Here is a 20,599-nt window from a genome sequence, read left to right as displayed (position 1 = left end):
TCACTCCGTTTCGGTGCTCAGCAGTTCGTCCGGCAGCGCCCCCTCTTTCAGCCTTGCCAGTGCCGCGTCGTAGCGCTCCACCAGCTTTCGGATCAGGGCGACGGTGTGCTCCGGCGGGGAGAAGGCATCTTGGCCGTAGGCGTTCTGGCAGAGAAACTCCTGCCGGATGCGCTCGGCCAGCCGCATCAGCAGCCGGTCCGCATCCTGCAACCCCTCGACCCCCACGATCTCTGCCACCTCGCGCAGGGCCTCCTCGCGCTGGAGCAGATCCAGACAACGGCCGCGCAGTTCTCCCCATTGCGCCGAGATCTCGTCCGAGAAATGCCGCACCATTTCCGCCGTGTAGAGGGAGTAGCTCTGGAACCAGTTGATGGCGGGGAAGTGGCGGCGGTGGGCGAGGGAGGTGTCCAGCATGAAGAACGCCCCCGCGGTGCGCAGGCAGGCCTGGGTCACCGGCTCGGTGAAGTCACCTCCTGGCGGCGAGACGGAGAGGATCATGGAGAGGGAGCCCGTTCTGCCGTCCAGGGTCCGCACCGTCCCCGCTCGCTCGAAGAAGGCGGCGAGCCGGGAGCTCAGGTAGGTGGGATAGCTCTCCTCCCCGGGCATCTCCTCTAGGGAGGCTGAGATCTCTCTCAGAGCCTCGGCCCAGCGGGAGATGCTGTCGGCCAGAAGCAGCACGTGGCACCCGAGATCGCGGTAGTACTCGGCCATGGCGACCGCCGTGTAGATGGAGGCCTCGCGCGCTGCGACCGGCATGTTCGAGGTGTTCGCGATGACCACGGTCCGCTCCATGAGCGGTCTGCTGCTCCATGGGTCGCTCAGTCCAGCGAACTCCTCTAGGAGTTCCGCCATCTCGTTGCCGCGCTCGCCGCAGCCGACGTACACCACGACGTCCACCGAAGCGAACTTCGCTATGTTCTGTTCCAGGATGGTCTTTCCGGTCCCGAAGCCGCCGGGGAAGATCGCCGTCCCGCCACGTGCCATGGGAAACAGGAAGTCGATGACGCGCTGCCCGGTAACGAGCGGCAGGGAGGGGGAGAGCTTTTTTAGGCAGGGGCGGGGGCGGCGCACCGGCCAAAAGGTGCAGGCGGAGATGCTGCTGCCGTCGGTCATGTGCCCCACACCCTGCGCCGGGTTCACTTCGCCCTCCGCGATGGCGGCGATGGTGCCCGATGCCTGTGCGAGCACCGGGTGCCGGAAACGTCCTTCGTGCAGCTCGCCCAGGCACTCCCCGGCGCGCACCACGTCGCCGGGCTTTCGGTCCGTGGTAAAGCGACAGCGCAGCTCAGGGTCGAGCGGGGAGAGGGACGCCCCGCTGGCGACGAACGGCCCGGTGATGCGCGCCAGGCGCTCCAGGGGGCGCTGCAGACCGTCGTACATCCCGGACAGTAGCCCGGGGCCGAGCTGCACGGTGAGGGGCCGCCCGAGGCTCGCGGCGGGCTCGCCCACGGCCAGGCCGCGCGTGTCCTCGTACACCTGGAGGATCGCCCGTCCCGGCTCGAGCCGCACTGCCTCTCCGATCAGGCGCGACTCGCCTACCTGCACCAGGTCGTACAGCCTGAGCCCGGGCAGATCGACGGCGACCGTCGGCCCCGCTATGCCGAGGATCCGCCCTGTCACGGCGCGAGCCTCACGTGGTAGCCGATCACCCTGCGGATCAGGCGTTCAGCGTAGTCCTCCTCCACCGCACCCTTTTCAGGGGCAGGGAGAATCACCAGCACCCCGAACCAGCGTTTCTCCATCTCCTGCAGGTGCGCCTCATCGATCCCGGAAAGAAGCCGTTCGTCCACGATCACCACGCCGCATTCAGGGTCTTCGATGTGGCGGCGCACCGCGGCCTCCGCCTCGTCGGAAGAGGTGACCGTCTGGGACACCCCGGCCATTGTGAAGCCAAAGAGCGCGTCCGGAGGCGTTATCACCACGATTCTCTTCATGCGATTAACTCCGTTGCCAGTCCTTCCTCTCCGAAACTCCCTGCGCGAAAGCGCAGCGCCTCGTTTGTCGCGCGCAGGTGGCACTCCCAGAGGTAGGCGAGGATGAACGCTTCCCCTGATCGCGTCCTCGCTTCCCTGCGTATCCGGCCGGTAAGGTGCGTCAAGAGCGCGTGCTCGACCCTTTCCGGCACCGACTCGGGAGTACCGCGCCGGAGCGTCTTGCGCAGCAGTTGGCCCAGCTCCCGCCCCCCCTTTTGGAGCTCCTCGCACAGCAGCCGCCGGTGGATGGTTCCGCCGTCCATGAAGGCGGCGGCGTCGGGGACGCCCCAGCGCAGCTGCTTGGCGAGCGCCACGAGGTTCTTCACGTCGGTCAGCAGGGCGAAGAACAACCCCACGGGTGGGGAAAGCTGTTCCCGGCCAACCCCTTCGAGGTAAAGGGAGACCATCTTACGCTCGTATTCCCGACCCTTGCCCTCGCGATACCACGCGGCCAGCTGACGCGCCTCGCTTACCTGCGCCTGCAGGATGCGGATCAGGGGGCTCGCATCGGCAAAGGGAGCGGCGGCGGAGGAGAAGAGTACGCGCACGTCGGGCGAAAGCATGCTCCCGGCAAGGGACAGGTCGGCCAGTTCCTTCTCCCCGGACCTCAGGTGCCGCAGTGCGATGAGGATGCTTCTCAGTTCAAACCAGAGGAAGTAGGGGGCGAACCGTTTTCTAAGACACGGGTTCATCTGCCGGTAGACCCAGCGGTACTCCTCGCGCACCCCGTCCTGCGGCACCTCCGGAGATGACTGCGTTTCCCGGGTGAGGGCGCGCTCCCTGATGCCCGGGGACTGCGACACATCGAGGCGATGGCGCCTTCTTTTCAGCCTTGCCAGAAGGTAGTCCGTGGGGAACCCTTCCGGAGGCGACGCCAGAAAGGCCGTGCCGTCATGCATCCGCGTCCACCTCCTTGAGGATCAATGGGAGCAGTTCGGCCCATCCCCGCTCGAGGCGCTTTTCCAGGGTGTTGATGACCTGCAGCTCCTCTTTTTGGGAGACGGCGACAAGGCCTCCGCTGATCTCCCAGTCCGCGACGATATCCGCATCGGGGAAGAGCACGGCGGCTAAATCCACGTCCTGAGGGTTCACCCGGACCGTGCGCCACTCCCTGGGAGGAAGCTCGGCGGCCAGGCGTTCGAAGAGTTCCGGGTACCCCTCGTTCCGCAGCGCCGGCAAAAGCTCCACGGAGATGTCCCAGAGCCTTCGGGCGAGCCCGTCGTACCCCTTCAGAAGGAGTAGTCGCGCGGCCCGCCGTGCGGCGGCGTCGCACCGCTGCCGCTCGGAGTTGACCATGGCCTCCAGTTCGCGCCGGTGCGCCTCCCGAACGTTGGCGGACCGCTCCTTCGCCTCTTCCCTCAGGCGCTGCGCCGAGGCCTCGGCTTGGTCCCTTATCTCACGCGCCTTGCGCTCCCCTTCCTGGCGCAGGGCGGCCAGCAGCTCTTCGGTCCCCACGTCCCCTCCCGCTAGCCCCCAAGGATCATGACCGCCACGACGAAACCGAGGATCACCATGGTTTCCGGTATGGCGAGCATGATGATCACCGTACCGGTCAGTTCGGGTTTTTCCGCGATGGTGCCCGCACCGGCCGCGCCGATGCGCGACTGCGCCCACGCGGTGGCTATGGCCGAAAGCCCGACGGCCAGGGCGGCTGCAAGAGCCAGGTAGCACTTTTCCATGTCGACCTCCTGTGGTTTCGGCGGCTCTACTTCTTCAGCGGTTCGAACTTCCTGCCGCCGCTGATCATGAACTTGCTGTAAAACTCCACGTAGTGCAGGCGCAGGGCGTGGAGCGCGGGCGAGAAGACCCCGAGCACCAGATTAATGGCGTGAAAGAGCAGGGCGAGCAGCACCCCGGCCACCACGTTGCCGGTGAGCCCGGCGAAGCTGTTGGCGACGCGCGCGAGGAGCACCGAGGCGAGCCCGATCGCCATGATCCGCGTGTACGAGACGATGTTGCCGACGTGTTTCATGAGCTCGAGCGGTGCCAGGATCCCCCCGGAGAAGATAAGCGCCGGTATGAGCGCGAGCAGGGCGAAGACGAGCGGGGGCGCAAACGCCCTTGGGAAGATCTCGACGAGCGAAAGGATCGCCCCTGCCATGCAGAGGATGGCGGCGATGTTCACCACCTTGAAAAGAGCTTCCTTTCCGGTCCTGCGCCGCAGCGCCGTCACGACCCCCAGCGCCAGGCCGATGACGACGTGGACCGCTCCGATCGATACGGCCAGAAGGAGCATGGGGAGGATGGCCTGGCGCCTCTCGACCAGAAGCGCCTTTTCCATCCCGAGCAGTTGCGCCCCCCACGCGCCGAAACACTCCCCGTAGAGGAACCCGAAGACGATGGCGTAGCAGGAACAGATGAGCAGGATCTTGCTGGCGTCCCGTAGGTCCCCCCGCGGCGTGCGCCTCACTACGACAAGGGAGAGGAGCAGCAGCAAGAGGCCGTACCCCGCGTCTCCGAGGATCATCCCGAAAAAGAGCGGGAAGCCTATCGCCAAAAAAGGTGTCGGGTCGAGGGTCGCGTAGCGGGGGAGGGGCAGCAGCCTTGCAAAGAGTTCGAAGGGGCGAAGAAACGGGGGGTTGCGCAGGGTTACCGGCACCTGGTCCAGGTCCTGTTCCAGGATCTCCCTGCGCTCGACCACCACGGCACCGACGAAGCGCCTGCCTGCTTCCTCCTCCAGACGCTCAAGCTCCTGTTCCGGGGTCCAGCCGTGGATGAAAAAGCACATGTCGCTCTGCATGAGGTAGGGGATGTTTTTCATCAGTGTGAGGCGCTCATCGAGCCAGTTGCGGACCCCCCAGTAGAGCGCCCCCCACTGGGCGGCAAAAGCCGCGCGCTTTTTGTCAATGTCGCTCAACTCGCGGCCGAGCGCCTCCTTTCTGCGTCGAAGCGCCGTCGCCTTCTCGGCGAGGGGGACCGCCGCCAGCGTCGCAGGCGGGGTGAGTTCCGGCACGCGCTGCTCTCCCAGGGCCGTGCGTACCCTGTCCGCCGCCCCCTTCTCCAGGGTGACGAGAGCCATCAGGGTGCCGTCGTCCGTGCGCGGGGTGGCGATCTCGAACCGGTTCTGGGTGAGGTGCGCCAGCATGCGCACGAACTCCTCGAGCGCGTCGCGGCCGGTGAGCGTCACGGCGATGAATTCGAGGCCGCTTCTGCCGTCCAGCCCGGCCAGGTGCGGCTCGAGCGCGTCCAAAACGGTGCCGTAGCGCTCGAGCTCGATCAGTTCCCGCTGCAGCGACTCCCTGGCGCGGCACCACTCGCGGCACAACCCCAGGTGTCTGCGCACCGTCTGGGCGACGGAGTCGAGCACGGTGAGCGGTGCGAGGTAACTGCGCCGGGGCTCGCCGCGCGGAAGACAGGCGAAGAGCTCGTCGATCCTCTCTTTCAGCTCCTCGTAGTACATCCGCTCGCCCATGGTTTTCTCGTCAAGCAGCAGCGAGTGCACCTTGTCCCGGTCCTCGACGGAGATGAAAGCGGCGCTGTCCGGCTCGATCTGGAATACGCCGAGTTCCCGCAAAAGAGAGAGGACTTCGACCGCCAGGCCCGCCGGGCCCACGATCTCGACTTTTACCATTCTGGCGATCATCGCTACCGCTCCGGAATGATGCCCACTATATGGCGCAGCACGTGGCGTTCAAGGAGCGGGGCGGGGAGTTCTGCCAAGCGCCGCGCTTTTTGCCGCGCCTCCGCGATCGTCTGCCGCGCTTTTGCGGCCACATCGCGTCGCGCACCCGCCAGTGCCTCGCCGCGCTCGGCCGCGAGTGCCTCCTCTTCCTGCCCGGTCCGCCGGTCCAGCTCCTGGCGAAGCTCCTCCAGCATGCATGCTGCGGCAAGTTCCTCCGCTTCGAGACCCTTCTGTATCTCGCGCTCCGCCGCGACGACTTTTGCCAGTATCTCGCTATCCATGACGGTAACCGGTGTCCCCCGGGCGCTTTGCGGGCATGACAAAGGGGGCGAAGCTCCACGTGCTAGATGACGGTTGGAACCTGCCCCCCATGTTCAACTCCTTTCCTGTCAGCCTGTTTGCCTGTAGGCCTGCTGAACGGATAGCTTCATGTGATCACTCGACGCCGCCTTTGACGAAGTAGTTGGCGCATGCCATGTCGATGTTTTCCCGGGTGAGCCTCGCCGGGACGCTGTTGTACCTGGATTCAACCACGATCTGCTCGATGAGGTCGCGCGGGTGACACGCATTCGGAACCGCCCCGTACCTCGGGTAGCACTCGTTCATCAGATAATCGAACACCGCCTGGTCGTAAGGGACCTCGGCGCCCTGACAGACCATCTTGAATATGAGCTGAAACTGCTCCTTTGTGGGACGGTCGATGGCGACCTTGTACCTGATCCTGCGCAGAAACGCCTCGTCCAGCAGGCTGTTCGGGTCGAGGTTCGTGGCGAAGAGGACCAGCATGTCGAAGGGAACGACGAACTTCATACCCGTGTGCAGCGTCATGAAGTCGATGTTGCGATCGAGGGGGACGATCCAGCGGTTCAGGATCTGCCTCGGCTCCACCTGCTGGCGTCCGAAGTCGTCGAGGATGAAGATGCCGTTGTTCGCCTTCAACTGCAGCGACGCCTCGTAGTACTTCGAGATGACGTTGAAGTCCAGGTCGAGCATCCTCATGGTGAGCTCGCCCCCCACCATGACCACCGGCCGGCGCACGAGGACCCAGCGCTGGTCGACGCTTTCCTGCGGCAGCACCGGCACCACCGGCATGTGGTTCACCGGGTCGTACACGGTGATGATCTGCCCGCCTATGTCGATGGCGTACGGGACGTAGACGAGGTCCTCCGGTACGTGCCCGATCGCCTCGGCGATGGCGGTCTTGCCGTTTCCTGGGGGGCCGTAGATGAAAACGGTCTTGCCCGAGGTGACGGCAGGTCCAAGGCGTTTGAAGAGGTCCTCGCTGCACACGAGGTGCGAGAAACCTTGCCGCAGGCTGGCGTCGTTTATCGCCACCGATCTTATCGTCTGCAGTTCCACCATGTTCCGGTAGTCCTCGATCGATACCGGTGCCGGGCCCGCGTACCGGCAGAGCTCCATGAGCTCGGAACTCCTCTTCTGTCCGAGTTCGGTGATCTTGAAGGTGTAGGTTGCCGAAGCGTAGCTTGTGGCTCCCTTGATCTCGACCAGGCGCTCCCGCTTAAGCACTTCCAGCACCGCCCCCACCACGGAGAGAGGGAGCTTCACCCGCTCGACCACGTCGGCCATCCGGAACTCCCCCATGAAGAGGATGTGCTTCGTGATCAGGTCGGCGATGAAGGAGAGGTCGAGCCCGGTGTCTTCAACGGTGCGCGGGGGAGGGGGGTCCTTCTGGTACAGCTTTTTGATGTCTCTCTCAGTCACAAAGCCGAGCGCGATGAGGTTCTGCCCCAGTCTCCCGCCGTAGTGGCGCTGTCTCTCCACCCCCGCATCAAGTTGGGCCTTCGTTATCACGTTTTCCTTAAGCAATTTTTCGCCGAGTACTAGCATTGGTGTCCTCAAATGTGGGGATAATTCTGTGTCGACGGGTAGAATTCTAGATCAAATCCGCTATATGTAAAGGGTGTGAGACAGGGTCGGCTGATTCCTGTCTTAACGTGGTACACAAAAGCCGAGAGATATGTTGACATATTTTAACGCTTGCGTCCACCTGATACAGTGAAATCGTGCGGGGACCATATGGGCAGACTCGATGTGAGAGTCCGGACTAACCTGGACTCTGTCGTTCAATACATCTCAAGGGATGAGCGCCACTGCGAAGCGGTGACCATCAAGGAGCTGAGCCTCAGCGGGGCTTTGGTGTCCGGCCTCACCACCCAGCTCCCCGAGCTCTTCGCCATCCGACCGGTACTGCCAGGAGCAGGCAAGGTGGAACTGCGGGCCAGGTTGGTGCGACGTAGCGAAAACGGCGCCGCCATCCGTATTTTCTATTCCGACAAGAAAACCATGCAGGCGCTTTGGGAGCACATCAAGGGGAAGCTCGCGCCGAGTGATGATTGCCCGTATTGCGGCCATCCCGACGATTCCCGTGAAGGCTCCTGCGACAGATGCAACCTGTACCTCAATTTCGGCAAGGACAGCTACCTGGAACGCCACATCGAGAACACCTTCGCGCAGCGCCTAAACATACGCCTGAATCGGCTCAACCTCGAGCACATCGATAAGATCATCGATTTCGTGGATTCCAAGCTGCTGAAGATCAAACATCGCTCTCCCGACAGCGAGTTCATAGGCACTTCGGAGGGGATGCTCTCCGTCTTCGCGATGATCCGCAAGGTTGCCCCGACCGAGATGAGTGTCCTCCTTCTTGGCGAAAGCGGCACCGGGAAGGAACTGACGGCAAAGGCCCTGCACGACCTGAGCGCGCGCAGGGATGGGCCGTTTGTCGCGGTCAACTGCGCAGCCATCCCTGAAACCCTGCTTGAGGCGGAGCTCTTCGGTTACGAGAAGGGCGCGTTCACGGGAGCTTACGCCACGAAAAAGGGGCGCTTCGAGGCCGCCGATGGCGGCACGCTCTTCCTCGACGAGATCGGCGACATCCCCGCGACGCTCCAGGCGAAGCTCCTGCGCTTTCTCGAAGACAGGCTCATCGAAAGGGTCGGCGGCTCCGGCTCCAGAAAGATCGACGTGAGGATCGTCGCCGCAACCAACCGCGACCTGCAGAAGGCGATGGCCGAAGGGGGCTTCAGGGCCGACCTCTACTACCGCCTGAACTCCTTTACCATCAAGCTCCCCCCGCTGAGGGAGAGAGGCGAGGATAAGATCCGCCTGGCCAGGCATTTCCTGGAGAGATTTGCCGCTGCCGAGAACCGGCGCATCGATTTCTCCGCCGCTTCCGTCGAGGCGATCCGTCAACACCGATGGCCGGGTAATGTGAGGGAGCTTGAAAACAAGGTGCGCAGGGGGTTCCTGATGGCCAGCGAGGGGCTCATCGAGCCTGCGTGCATGGAACTGGAAGAGGACTGCCACTATGCTGCTGCGCAGCCTTCACCTGATCCGCAGCCGGGGCCTCACCGTGCTGAGACCAGGCGCGAGAGCGTCGTTCGTGCGCTTGAGCAAAATGACTACGTCGTCGCAAGGGCCGCACGCCAGCTTCAGATAAGCAGACCGAGCATGTACGCCCTCATCAAGAAATACGGCATAAAAAAGGACGGCGCGAAGTAACGACGCCGCTGGGGCTGTTTACAACAGCTTTACACTCTCTTTACACTTTTCCGTTACAGTTCGCTTACACCCGCCTGGTCATTCTTTCAAACTCATCCCCACTTATCAACTGTAAAACAGCATGATATCAGTGGCTTGCCGTGTACCTGTTCGGTGCGCTGCTTCGGCGGCACACAATGTGCTCAGGATATACTGAATCTAACAATTACAGTACAGTTTTAAACATATTTAATAAAATATAAGTCGTATACGGTGATATTATAAAAAAATAATTTTATTATTTTAGCCCACTAAGTTGACTTAATTTAATAACTGATTTACAAGTTACCCGAACCGGCAGCCGCGCACGACCACGGAGATTTATGCCAGCAGTCAACCTCAAAGAATTTGCCAAGACGCGTTTTCGGTTTGACAGTAGTGGGCAGGGACTTGTTGAGTATGCGCTGATTCTCTTTCTCGTAGCCGTAACCGTTTTCCTTGCCGTCTTAGGGTTCGGTAACCGAGTTAATGACACATACGAGGTCATCAACTCCAGTGTGGCAAGCACTATAAAATGAACCTGATTCGCCTGCATCTCAACTTTTGAGTGCGGAATATATCAAGCCGAAAAGGAGATGTGCCATGACTGAATGGATCAAAGCTTTGTACGTTCGCCTGCTTGCCGGATTTGCAGCCCTTAAGAGCCAGAAGGGCCAAGGGCTTGTCGAGTACGCCCTCATCCTCGTGCTCATCGCGGTCGTGGTTATCGCCATCATGACCTCTCTGGGGAATAAGACGAGTCAGGTCTTCAGCAAGGTCGACAGCTCGATGACTGTCAAATAGCCTGTCGTTGACGACTGTTTTTGACGGGCCTATCACTCAAGACGGAGAACTGGACGTACTGAGAGAGTATTAATCTTTCATAAAGTCCGGTTCTCCTTTTTTTGTCCCATATCACTTGACATCTTTGTTTATTTGTATAAAAGTTTACCAATACAAATACAGTAGCCGACATATGTTGTTAGGGAAAAATAATGAACCGGCAAAAAGGTCAAGCAATAGTTGAGACAGCAATAATACTTCCCGTGCTGATTTTATTGATCATGGGACTATTCGAGTTCGGCAGATACATGTATCTGAAGAACACGCTCAACAATGCCGCGCGGGCGGCGGCAAGGACCGCGGTCGTCACCCCTAAGTACGACGCAACGACACATAAGGATGGCATGGCGGCCAGTGCCACCACCCACACCCTGTCCTGCACCGATGCCGAGTTTGTCGCATCCCCCGGCAATGGTGCAGTGTACAAGACCATCTGCGAATCCATCTACAATGGCATTCCGAAAAACGAAGTGGTCGTCAATATCGCATATGCCGAACTGGCGACTCCTGCGGGGCTTAGCGCCGGCGACAGCGTCAGCGTAGAAGTAACCTGGGATAAATACGAGGCAATCCTCCCCAAACTGATACCCATCACCAACATTGTCACCGGTGAGGCCTCGATGCGTTATGAATAATCTGCCTACCCTCAGGAGGTGCTATGACTCGACCGAAGGCGGTAATCGTTGTAGCGGTTCTTGCGCTTGTTTTCGCGGGAATCGCGGCCTGGCTCACCTTCCACTATCTGCAAACGGAGATGAATAAGACCAAGGCGGTCCAGCCACAGAGTATCGTGGTGGCCGCAGGTGACATCCCCATTGGCGGCACCATTACCGAGCCGCAGTTGAAGGTGACGACTTGGCCAAAGGACAGCATTCCCCCCGGCAGCAGCTCCGAGGTAAAGTCCCTGGTCGGGCGCGTGGCCATACGCCCCATCTCAAGCGGTGACGCGGTAACCGAGCAGAAGCTGAAGCCGAGGGCCGGTGTTCCCGGGTCCGGCTTCATGACCTACATCATCCCCCTTGGGCACCGAGCCGTTACCGTCGCTGTGAACGAGGTCGCCGGGGTCGCCGGTTTCATCACGCCCAATGACCGCGTCGACGTAGTCCTCACCACCCCCCTGCCAGGATCTCAAGGCGAGAACATCAGCAAGATCATCCTCCAGAACATCCCGGTGCTCGCCACCGGGCAAATCACCGACCAGAAAGAGGGCAAGCCCGTCGTCGTCCCGACGGTCACCCTCGACCTCGTGCCGGACGACGCGGAGAAACTCGTCGTCGGTGGCAGCAAGGGCTCGCTTCAGCTTCTGTTGAGAAACATCGCCGACACCGGCCCCATCTACGCCAAGGGGGCCACCGTAGCGAAGGTTCTTGCCGGCTCCTCGATGCCCCCCGTTCAGGCGGAGGCCCCCCCGGCCGCACCACAACCTGTGAAGGCAGTTGCCAAGCGCCCGGTGCGCAAGGCCCCGCGCCCGGTATCGGCGCCAAAGCCCAAGGCCCAGGTGCAGGTCCAGCCGCAGCGGTCAGGACACACCGTCACCTTGATCGACGGCGGTGTCCGCACGACCAAGGAGTTCGTTCTTCAATAGGTGCTAACCACATAAGCTCAAATGAGGTGCATTGATGATAACCGTCCTGAAAAAACAACTGCGGCTTTTGGTCTGGGCGTTGTTGGTGACCTGCACATATGTGACCGTGGCGCGTGCCGGCGTTCCCCTGGAGGTCGGCCTGTACAAGAGCATCCTGGTGGACTTCAAAAGCCAGAACAAGAGGATCGTGCTTGTGACGCTGGCCAACACGAGGAAAGAGGCGACGGACAGGGATACGGAAGTGACGGTGGCCGCCGCCCGACCCGGGACTGCCGACGCATCTAACGTCGTCCCCGCCGCCGCCGCGAGAAAAAGAAGTTCCGAAGCGGATGCGGGAAACACCAATAAGTTCGTCGTGCCCGAGATCCTGTCCGAGTACGTGCTGAAACTGGACGGGATTTCCATCGGCAACACCAGCATGATCATATGGACCAAGGGGGACGGCGACGAACGTCCGGTCCCGACCTTCTTCGACCTCAGGGTGGTCGGCGACCGTGATGCGATCCAGGCCCAGTTGAAGGAAATGGCACCCGGCGACGGCATCGAGGTCCAGTACGCCAACGACACCGTGGTCCTCTCCGGCAACGTCGCCAACGACCAGACAAGGACGAAGGCGTTCGAGCTCGCCAAGGCCTACTCGGGGAAGGTGATCAACAACATCACGGTGAACGAGCCACAGCAGGTGCTGCTTCAGGTGAAAGTGGCCCAGGTCGACAAAACATCCCTCAAAAAACTCGGCATCAGTTTCCTGGTGAAAGGAAGTTCCGCCGAGGGGTACTCGAACCTCGTTGCCGGGCCTGACGGGGCTCTTACGGGAACCTCACCCGCCATGGGAGACCTCGCCTCGTTGGGGGCCTTCCAGGCCGGGGTCTCCTACTTTCCCGCCGGCATCGGCGCGGTCCTCCAGGCCCTTAGCACCAAGGGGCTGGCCAAGGTGCTGGCGGAACCGAACCTGCTGGTCAAAAGCAACCAGGAGGGGAACTTCCTTGCCGGGACCAAGATACCTCTCAGCGTAGTCGAAAGCTCCAACGGTACCGCGGCAACGACCATCCGGTACGAGACGGTCGGCATCAAGCTCAAGTTCAAGCCTGAAGTCATGGAGAACGGCTTGATCTCGTTGAAGATCAACCCCGCCGAGGTGAGCAGCATCCAGGGATATCTCCCAGTGAACGGGTATCCGATCATCGATACGAGAAACGTGGATACGAGCGTGGAGCTCAAGGACGGCGAGAGCCTGGTCCTTGCCGGGCTGCTTCAGGAGGAGGAGATCAAGAACATGTCCAAGATCCCGCTGCTCGGAGATATCCCGATCCTGGGCGCGTTGTTTCGTTCCAGCACCAAGGACATGAAAGAGAAGGAACTTGTTTTCTTCATCACACCGAAGATCGTGAAACCGACGGCGCCGGGAGTAAAGACCGCACTGCCTACCGACAAGAAGCTTACTCCTGAACAGGAGAGGGAACTGTCATGGATGCCAACAGGCGAATAAGAAAAAGCGATCATAGGGGATTTGCCGTCGTCTACCTTGCGCTCATGATCGTGGTGCTGGTCGGCTTCGTCAGTCTCGCCGTCGACCTGGGCTACATGTACGTGACGCGAGGGCAGCTGCAAAATGCTGCCGATGCCGCGGCTTTGGCCGGTGCTGCCATGAACCTTGGCGACAGCGCGTCGGTAAAGCAGAAGGCGATCGAATTCGCGGCGAAGAACAAGGCGGCGGGAGACGATGTGGCGGTCACCGAAGGGGACGTAACCATCGGGAACTGGACCGCCACCGCGACGCCGAGCTTCTCAACGGCCAGATTTCCGATCAACGCCGTCCGGGTGGTTGCGCGCAGGACGGTTGCCGGAGCAAGCGCCGCTGAACAGGGCAAGGTGCAGCTTTTTTTCGGCAAGATCTTCGCCCTCTTGCCGGGCGGAGGGGAGGGGTGGCCCGAGATGTCCGCTTCCGCAGAGGCGATTGCCATGCGGCCGCCGAGGCCGACCATTCCGATCGCCCTTTGCCTGACGCCGTGCAGCATGCCCACGCCTCCGAGCGTTGCGGCGCCGGTCAAGTTCTTCTTCAAGCAGTCCGGGGCCACCGCACCCCCGCCTGAGCTCACCGTCGGGTGGACCGATTTTTCCTTCACCTCGGCGGCGACCGATCTCGGGCCGCAAAGCGACATCGCCAAGTACATCCACGGCGAAATGCACCCTGCCGATGTCTGCAACAAGGGGATTTACACCAACAACGGTGTGGGGGAGGCGGTTAAGGAACTGCAGGATGAATTCAACAGCCAAAAAGACGCCGACGGCAAATGGGAGGTCATTGTCCCGATACTTAGCCCGGGCGTCGACAAGTACGGGGCGCCGGTTCCTTCCTGCCCGCCTGGCGATCAGCCCATCCCGTACCCGCTGAACACCTTCGCCATCGCCTGGATCGTCGACGTGGACCGAGGTGCCACCCCGGGGGTCACCTTTAGCAGGCTCGATTGTCTTCCCTGCGGAGATCCCTCCCTCATGGGGAAATCTCCGGTACTCGTGAAATAACGCCGCAGCCAAAAGGACCGTTGCATGCAGCCACACATCTCACTGGTCATCATAGATAGCGATCACTCCGCCAGGACCGCGATAGAAGCCACCCTGCGCCCTTTTTCGGAAACGATAGGGATAGTCGGCTCGGCGAGCGACTTCTCCGAGGGGCTGCGGATGATCGAGAAGTCATCCCCGAACGTCGTCATGCTCGAGGTGGACGACATACAAAAGGGTATGCAGGAAGTGCAGCTCATCTGCGCCAAGTTCCCGAGGACCTCGGTCATCGTGAGCGCCGCCGAGAAGAGCTCGGACTGGATCCTGTCGCTCATGCGCGCCGGTGCCGTGGAATACATGCTGCGCCCCATCACCCAGGAGGAACTTAAACAGGCGCTGCAGAAGGTGGGACGCTTCCTCTTCGCCAAGGGCGCCGACGACACCCCCAGGGGGAGGATCTTCTCGGTCTACTACCCGACCGGAGGGGTAGGTACCACGACGGTAGCGGTAAACCTCGCCGCGAGCCTTGCCTCGGAAGGGACCAGGGTCGCCCTTGTCGACCTGAACCTCTACTCCGGCGACATCAGCACCTTTCTCGATGTCAGCCCGACCTACACGCTGAGCAGCGTCACGAGCAACATAGATCGACTCGACGCGAACTTCCTCATGACGGTGATGACCAGGCACAGTTCCGGTCCCTTCGTTCTCACGGAACCCAACGAGGTGGACGACGCCATCTTGATCACCCCGGACCAGGTGCGCCGCATCCTCGAGTTCCTGCGGGGGGTCTTCACCTATGTCGTCGTGGATTGCGGCGGCCCGCTTATCGGATGCAACATGGCGATTTTCGAATCCTCCGACCTGATTCTCTTCACCACTACGCTCAGCCTCCCCGCGCTCAAAAACAGCAAGCGTTACCTCTCGGCGATGGAAAGAAAGGGGCTGAGAAAGGACCGTGTGAAGCTCGTGGTGAACCGCTACCTGCCGAAGGCGGACATCCAGGTGAAGGACGCCGAAAAGGTGCTAGGCCATACCGTCTACCAGACCATACCCAACGATTACATGGATGTGGTGGGGTCGATCAACAAGGGGATGCCCGTGGTCAGGATTTCCCCCGGCTCCGCCGTGAGTAAGGCGATCCTCAACCTGGCCGAGATGATGACGAAACAGTAGCGCCCGCGGCCTCACCAAAGGTGAGGCTTCCCGCGGCTGCCGGAAAACGAGAGGTTCTTCTATGGTTCCCAACAACCCATTTCAAATGCCGGGCAGCATGAAGGACCAGGAATTCTTCCAGGACCTCAAAAGCCGCATCCACCGGCGCCTGATCGAGAGGCTCGACCTCGCCAAACTGGACCTGCTTGGCGCCAACGAACTGAACCGGGAGATCGGTTTCGTCATTGAAAACCTGATCATCGAGGAAGGGGTTCCCCTCAACCAGTTCGAGAGGGACCGCCTGGTCGTCGAGATCCAGCACGAGACCTTCGGTCTGGGCCCACTGGAACCCCTGCTCGCCGACCCGCACGTCTCCGATATCCTGGTGAACAAAAGTTCGCAGGTCTACGTCGAGCGCTTCGGCAAGCTGGTCCGCTCCGAGGTCTGCTTCAAGGACAACGCCCATCTGCTCCAGATCATCGAGCGTATCGTCTCTAAGGTGGGAAGGCGCATCGACGAGTCCTCACCCTACGTCGACGCGAGGCTCCCTGACGGCTCGCGCGTGAACGCCATCATCCCGCCGCTGGCCCTGGACGGCCCCGTCCTCTCCATCCGCCGCTTCGGGCAGGACCCGCTCAAGATGAGCGATCTTTTGAACCTCGGCACGCTCGACGCCCGCATGGAGAAAATGCTCGAAGGGGCGGTGAAGACCAGGCTCAACATCCTCGTTTCCGGGGGTACCGGTACCGGTAAGACGACCATGCTGAACGTCCTGTCCGAATACATCCCCCATGACGAGCGTGTGATCACCATAGAGGACTCCGCCGAGCTCCACCTGAAACAGGACCACGTGGTGCGGCTCGAAACGCGCCCAGCGAACATCGAGGGTCGTGGAGAAGTCACCCAGCGCGATCTCGTGCGCAACGCCCTCAGGATGCGGCCGGACCGTATCATCCTTGGCGAGATCCGTGGCGGCGAGGCGCTCGACATGCTCCAGGCGATGAACACCGGTCACGACGGCTCGATATCCACGGTCCACGCGAACACCACGAGGGACGCGCTCGCACGTATCGAGACCATGGTGCTCATGGCCGGCATGGATCTGCCGGAACGCGCCATCCGGGAACAGGTGGCCTCGGCACTGAACATAGTCGTTCAGCTCGTGCGTTTCTCGGACGGGACCAGGAAGGTGGTCAAGCTCTCCGAGATAACCGGCATGGAAGGAAACACCATCGTCATGCACGACATATTCGTCTTCGACCAGCGCGGCATCGACAAGGAGGGGAGGGTGGTCGGCGTGTATCGCGCGACCGGGGTGCGCCCCATGTTCGCCGAGCGCTTCAGGGTCTACGGCTTCGAACTCCCCCAGGGGATCTTCGAGAACTAGGAGGAGGGAGCCTTGCTGCTACCGATCGTGATCGTGACCTTCCTGGCGGTCTTCTGCCTCTGCCTCACCGTCTATCTCGGCGTCGCAGCGGTCAGGACCTCGCCCAAGTACGAGCTCAAAAGGCGCCTGCAGCGTCTCGCCCGCGATACAGACGCCCAGGGGATACCCGAGGATCTGCGCGCCGAGATCATCAGGGAGACCCCGCCCCTAGACCGTATCCTTGCCTCTTTCCCTCTCACCCGTGACCTGGACAAGAAGCTCGACCACGCAGGCCTTGAGATCACCTCGTCGCGCTTTGTCATGCTGACGGCCGGGCTTATCCTGTTCGGCTTCGTCATCTCGCTCTTTATGATCAAGTCCATCCTCATTTCCCTGCTCATTGCGGTGGGGTTCTCGCTCTCTCCGTTCATCTTCCTGAACTTCAAGATCACACAGCGCTTTGAAAAGTTCACCGAGCTTTTTCCTGATGCCCTCACCATGATCTCACGCTCGCTGCGCGCGGGGCACTCCTTTACGAGCGCCATCCAACTCGTGGGTGAGGAGATCCAGAACCCCGTGGGTGAGCTTTTCAAAACCGCATATGATCAGCAGCTTTTGGGCTTGAGGATTACCGAGAGCCTGAACAACATGAACGAGAGGATCGAGAGCCTGGATCTCAGGTTCTTCACCACCGCGATCGCCATCAACAACGACGTCGGCGGCAACCTCTCGGAGATCCTGGAAAATCTGGCCAAGACGATCCGGGAACGGTTGAAGATAAGGCGGCAGGTCAGGGTCTACACCGCCCAGGGGCGCATGACCGGGTACGTGCTCGGCGTTCTGCCGGTATTCACCTTCTTCATGTTCAACATCCTGAACCCGCATTACGAGTCGGTCCTATACAAGGAAACCAGAGGGCTTTACGTCCTGGGCCTTGCCGTCTGCCTGCAGGTCGTAGGGCTGTTCGTCATTAGAAAGATCATCAGGATAAGGATCTAGGAGGAGCTCGATGGTCTACGCAATTACCGCAACGGTATTCATCGCCATACTGCTCCTGACGGCGGCCCTGGTCTACCCGTACATGTCGCGGCGCAGCATCGTACAGAACAGGCTCGACAAGTTTGAGGTGAAGCCTGTGAGCAAGGTCGAACTGGTCGAGGAAGCCCCGCAGTGGTACGACCAACTGGGAGAGCTGGGGAAGATGCTGAGCCTCTCCTCCAAGGAGCAGGGGAAGTACTCGAAGATGCTCGTCGCCGCCGGTTACCGCAAGGAGAGCGTCTATGTCTTCTTCGGGGCGAAGCTGCTGCTCACCTGCCTTTTGCCCGGCGCTTTCTTCCTGGTCTACGTCATGGCCAAGGGGCTCGAGCTCGATTTGCAACTGCTGCTGGTTCTCATCATCCTCGCGATAGTGGGGTATCTGGCACCCAGTTACTGGCTCTACCACCAGTACAACGAACGTCAGCTGAAGATCTTCCATACCCTGCCGGACATCCTCGATCTTCTGACCGTCTGCGTCGACGCGGGGCTCAGCATGGACGCCGCCCTCATCAAGACGACGGAAACCCCGCAGTTCGCTGAAGACCCTCTGGCGAAAGAGATCAAGGTGGCGACTATGGAGACGCGGGCGGGCAAGCCGCGCATAGAATCGTTAAAGGACATGGCAGAGCGGACCATGGTCGACGACGTGAAGTCCTTCGTCACCATGCTGGCTCAGACCGAGCGCTTCGGCACAAGCCTCAGCCAGGCGCTTGCCGTCCATGCCGACACCTTGCGCACCAAGAGGAGGCAGATCGCCGAGGAGGCCGCCGCAAAGACCACCATCAAGATGATCTTCCCGCTGATCCTGTTTGTCTTCCCCGCTCTTCTGGTTGTCATCCTCGGGCCGGCTTACGTACAGATCAGCAGGACTCTGCTTAAATGACGGAACTGCACCTAGAAAGGAGGCGCACACGATGCACATCGATTTCGACAGCGTAATTCTACTGGTTATCGCCGTGGAACTGGCTCTCATCTATTCGCGGCTTTGCAGGAAGTAACTTTTTGCAGGTTCAACTGCATTACGAGGAGGGGACATGCGATACATAGTGAGGGCGGCACTGCTACTGTTGCCGGTTCTGGTGCTGACTTTGGCGGGGTGTGGCAGTAGTTCCAGCGGAAATGCCGATCCGTTCAATCCTGGCGGGACCATCGGCGGGACCGACACGGGAACCGCCCCTTATACTCTGACCCTTATTCCGGCCAAGACAGCGGCGTTGGTCAACGAGGAGATGATAGTGACGGCGACCCTTAAGGACGCCAACAGCCGTCCCGTTGCCGATCAGACCGTCAACTTCTCCATAGCGGCGGGACCCGCGACGGCTGTCATCGCATCCGCCAAGACCGATTCCAACGGCGTCGCTCTGGCCTTCATAAAGGCCGGCGCAACCGCCGTCACGACCAACGTCATAGTTCAGGGAGCGTCCACCGTTTCCGGAAAGAGCGTTGTCGGCTACGGAAGCTTCCAGGTCTCACCGGCGGACGTCAACCTCAACAGCGCCCGGTTGTCCCTTGCCACCAGTTCCAGCGCGGTCAGCCCCAACCAGGAACTCCTTATCACCGCGACCGCTCGCGACGGCTCGAACAATCCGGTTGCCAATCTCCCCGTGAGCTTCAGAGTCGCCGCCGGACCTGCCACGATGCTCACGGCAAGTTCCGTCACCGATTCCAACGGTCAGGCTACGGCGATAGTGAAAGCCGGTAACCCGTCAGCCGTAGCGAACGTTATCGTCGAAGCGACGACCACGGTAAATACCGATCAGATCGTCGCCAACGTTCCATTCCAGGTGGTACCTACGGCGAACTCGACGGTCAGTTACCGGTTGACCATGACTCCGAGCAAGCAGGTTGTAGACAACAACGAGGAGTTTTACGTCACCGCTTTTCTGAAAGACAGCGGAGGAACCCCGGTTCCCGGCAAAACGGTCAACTTCAGCGTCGCTACCGGCGAAGCCTCCGTCATAACCGCCGCCGCCACCACTGGTTCGTCAGGCGAGTGCTTCGCACGCATTCGCGCATTAAACCCCGCCTCTACCTCTGCCGTCATCTTGCAGGCATCAGCCACCATTGATAACACCACGGTCACGGCGTTGGCGCCGGTGCAGATAACAACGCAGCCTTTGTCCGCGTCCATCATCAAGATGACGCTGGTCAGCGACAAGGCTTCGGTGGGTGTCAACAGCGACGTCATTTTAACCGCCTCCGTCACCGACTTGCAGTCTCCTCCGAAGCCGGTGCAAAACAAGGAGGTTTCCTTCAAAGTCCTGGCAGGCCCGGGCAACATGGTGGATTACTCAGGCAACGTTTTGGCGCAGGGTGTCGCCACCCTCGCAAGCACCGACTCCGTTGGCAATGCGGTTTGCCGCCTGAGGTCGGGAACCGTTAATTCCAGCTCCAGTATCATCGTTCAGGCCACCACAACCGTGAACGACACTCTCGTGACCGCGTACACCACCATCGAAGTCGTGCGTCAGAACAGCTATGTGATAAATTTCCTCACCTCGAAAGCGCCTACCGATCCCGACGGCACCCTGAACACGCTTTCCGCGTCCCTGCCCGCCGATGCCGCCGGACTTTTCACCTTCAAGCAACTCGTGCCTTTCCAGGCGCTCGACAACAACGGTGTTCCTTTGCCGAATCTCGACGTCTCCATAGAGATAAACAACACCGGGAGGAATCCGGATACCCTGATTCAACTGATACCGCCGCTGCCGGGCTTGCCTGTGACATACCCGGGCGCCGACCCCTTAATCGTAACGGTCAGGACCGACGATCACGGCATGGGAATATTCACCTGCAATGTGTCGCTGGAGGCGCCAGGACCTGGTGGGTTCAACGCTGAGTCCATCATTTACCAGGCGACGGCCACCGTCGATGGAATAACACTGAGGTCTTATGGAGGATTTATAGCCTCGCTCACCCAGGAGAAGGCGGCTGCGACCACGCCGTAAGTTTCCCTCTGAACCTACAGCTACAGG

At 60.7% G+C, this 20,599-nt stretch carries 19 protein-coding genes; 11 read left to right on the top strand and 8 right to left on the bottom strand.

Features of this window, described 5'->3' with window-relative positions:
• From E8L22_RS12755 to E8L22_RS12720, 8 genes are all read right to left on the bottom strand, one after another.
• Complete coding sequence (locus tag E8L22_RS12755) at window positions 1-1,620, bottom strand: V-type ATP synthase subunit A (protein ID WP_136525532.1); 1,620 nt, start codon at window positions 1,618-1,620, stop codon at window positions 1-3.
• Entirely contained in the window at window positions 1,617-1,934 is a 318-nt protein-coding gene (locus tag E8L22_RS12750) for a V-type ATP synthase subunit F (RefSeq protein ID WP_136525531.1), read from the bottom strand. Before E8L22_RS12750 ends, E8L22_RS12755 begins: the two co-directional genes overlap by 4 nt.
• Window positions 1,931-2,872 carry a hypothetical protein gene (locus E8L22_RS12745; RefSeq protein ID WP_136525530.1) on the bottom strand — a complete coding sequence of 314 codons (942 nt, stop codon included), beginning with the start codon at window positions 2,870-2,872 and terminating at the stop codon, window positions 1,931-1,933. The genes E8L22_RS12750 and E8L22_RS12745 overlap by 4 nt, the downstream gene beginning before the upstream one ends.
• Window positions 2,865-3,428 (bottom strand): V-type ATP synthase subunit E, encoded by a 564-nt coding sequence (locus tag E8L22_RS12740; protein ID WP_136525529.1) that lies wholly within the window; start codon window positions 3,426-3,428, stop codon window positions 2,865-2,867. Before E8L22_RS12740 ends, E8L22_RS12745 begins: the two co-directional genes overlap by 8 nt.
• 11 nt (window positions 3,429-3,439) lie before the next feature.
• On the bottom strand, window positions 3,440-3,652 hold the full coding sequence (locus E8L22_RS12735) for an ATPase (protein ID WP_136525528.1): 213 nt from the start codon (window positions 3,650-3,652) through the stop codon (window positions 3,440-3,442).
• 26 nt (window positions 3,653-3,678) lie between these two features.
• Window positions 3,679-5,556: a V-type ATP synthase subunit I gene (locus tag E8L22_RS12730; RefSeq protein ID WP_136525527.1), complete on the bottom strand. Its 1,878-nt coding sequence runs from the start codon at window positions 5,554-5,556 to the stop codon at window positions 3,679-3,681.
• 2 nt (window positions 5,557-5,558) lie between these two features.
• Window positions 5,559-5,876, bottom strand: a complete 318-nt coding sequence (locus E8L22_RS12725) for a hypothetical protein (protein ID WP_136525526.1) — start codon at window positions 5,874-5,876, stop codon at window positions 5,559-5,561.
• A gap of 154 nt (window positions 5,877-6,030) precedes the next feature.
• On the bottom strand, window positions 6,031-7,443 hold the full coding sequence (locus E8L22_RS12720) for an ATP-binding protein (protein ID WP_136525525.1): 1,413 nt from the start codon (window positions 7,441-7,443) through the stop codon (window positions 6,031-6,033).
• Between the two features lie 189 nt (window positions 7,444-7,632).
• Between E8L22_RS12720 and E8L22_RS12715 the strand changes: the two genes are divergently transcribed.
• From E8L22_RS12715 to E8L22_RS12660, 11 genes are all read left to right on the top strand, one after another.
• Window positions 7,633-9,117 (top strand): sigma-54 interaction domain-containing protein, encoded by a 1,485-nt coding sequence (locus tag E8L22_RS12715; protein ID WP_136525524.1) that lies wholly within the window; start codon window positions 7,633-7,635, stop codon window positions 9,115-9,117.
• 621 nt (window positions 9,118-9,738) lie between these two features.
• Entirely contained in the window at window positions 9,739-9,939 is a 201-nt protein-coding gene (locus E8L22_RS12705) for a Flp family type IVb pilin (protein ID WP_136525522.1), read from the top strand.
• 191 nt (window positions 9,940-10,130) lie between these two features.
• Window positions 10,131-10,613 (top strand): TadE/TadG family type IV pilus assembly protein, encoded by a 483-nt coding sequence (locus tag E8L22_RS12700; RefSeq protein WP_136525521.1) that lies wholly within the window; start codon window positions 10,131-10,133, stop codon window positions 10,611-10,613.
• A gap of 23 nt (window positions 10,614-10,636) precedes the next feature.
• Complete coding sequence (cpaB, locus tag E8L22_RS12695; RefSeq protein ID WP_136525520.1) at window positions 10,637-11,563, top strand: Flp pilus assembly protein CpaB; 927 nt, start codon at window positions 10,637-10,639, stop codon at window positions 11,561-11,563.
• A gap of 34 nt (window positions 11,564-11,597) precedes the next feature.
• The gene (locus E8L22_RS12690) at window positions 11,598-13,052 is read left to right on the top strand and encodes a type II and III secretion system protein family protein (protein WP_136525519.1); all 1,455 of its coding nucleotides are present in this window, start codon (window positions 11,598-11,600) and stop codon (window positions 13,050-13,052) included.
• Window positions 13,031-14,089, top strand: coding sequence for a pilus assembly protein TadG-related protein (locus tag E8L22_RS12685; protein ID WP_136525518.1), 1,059 nt, complete (start codon window positions 13,031-13,033; stop codon window positions 14,087-14,089). Before E8L22_RS12690 ends, E8L22_RS12685 begins: the two co-directional genes overlap by 22 nt.
• A 24-nt stretch (window positions 14,090-14,113) precedes the next feature.
• Window positions 14,114-15,241, top strand: a complete 1,128-nt coding sequence (locus E8L22_RS12680) for a response regulator (RefSeq protein ID WP_136525517.1) — start codon at window positions 14,114-14,116, stop codon at window positions 15,239-15,241.
• Window positions 15,242-15,302: 61 nt separating this feature from the next.
• Window positions 15,303-16,607 (top strand): CpaF family protein, encoded by a 1,305-nt coding sequence (locus E8L22_RS12675; protein WP_136525516.1) that lies wholly within the window; start codon window positions 15,303-15,305, stop codon window positions 16,605-16,607.
• A 12-nt stretch (window positions 16,608-16,619) separates the two neighbouring features.
• Window positions 16,620-17,585: a type II secretion system F family protein gene (locus E8L22_RS12670; protein WP_136525515.1), complete on the top strand. Its 966-nt coding sequence runs from the start codon at window positions 16,620-16,622 to the stop codon at window positions 17,583-17,585.
• 10 nt (window positions 17,586-17,595) lie between these two features.
• Complete coding sequence (locus E8L22_RS12665) at window positions 17,596-18,507, top strand: type II secretion system F family protein (RefSeq protein WP_136525514.1); 912 nt, start codon at window positions 17,596-17,598, stop codon at window positions 18,505-18,507.
• A 346-nt stretch (window positions 18,508-18,853) separates the two neighbouring features.
• Complete coding sequence (locus E8L22_RS12660) at window positions 18,854-20,572, top strand: Ig-like domain-containing protein (protein WP_162604832.1); 1,719 nt, start codon at window positions 18,854-18,856, stop codon at window positions 20,570-20,572.
• Window positions 20,573-20,599: the final 27 nt, after the last annotated feature.

Origin of the sequence: Geomonas ferrireducens (assembly GCF_004917065.1) — a bacterium.
Taxonomy (GTDB): domain Bacteria; phylum Desulfobacterota; class Desulfuromonadia; order Geobacterales; family Geobacteraceae; genus Geomonas; species Geomonas ferrireducens.
This window is presented reverse-complemented; position numbering and strand designations above follow the sequence as displayed.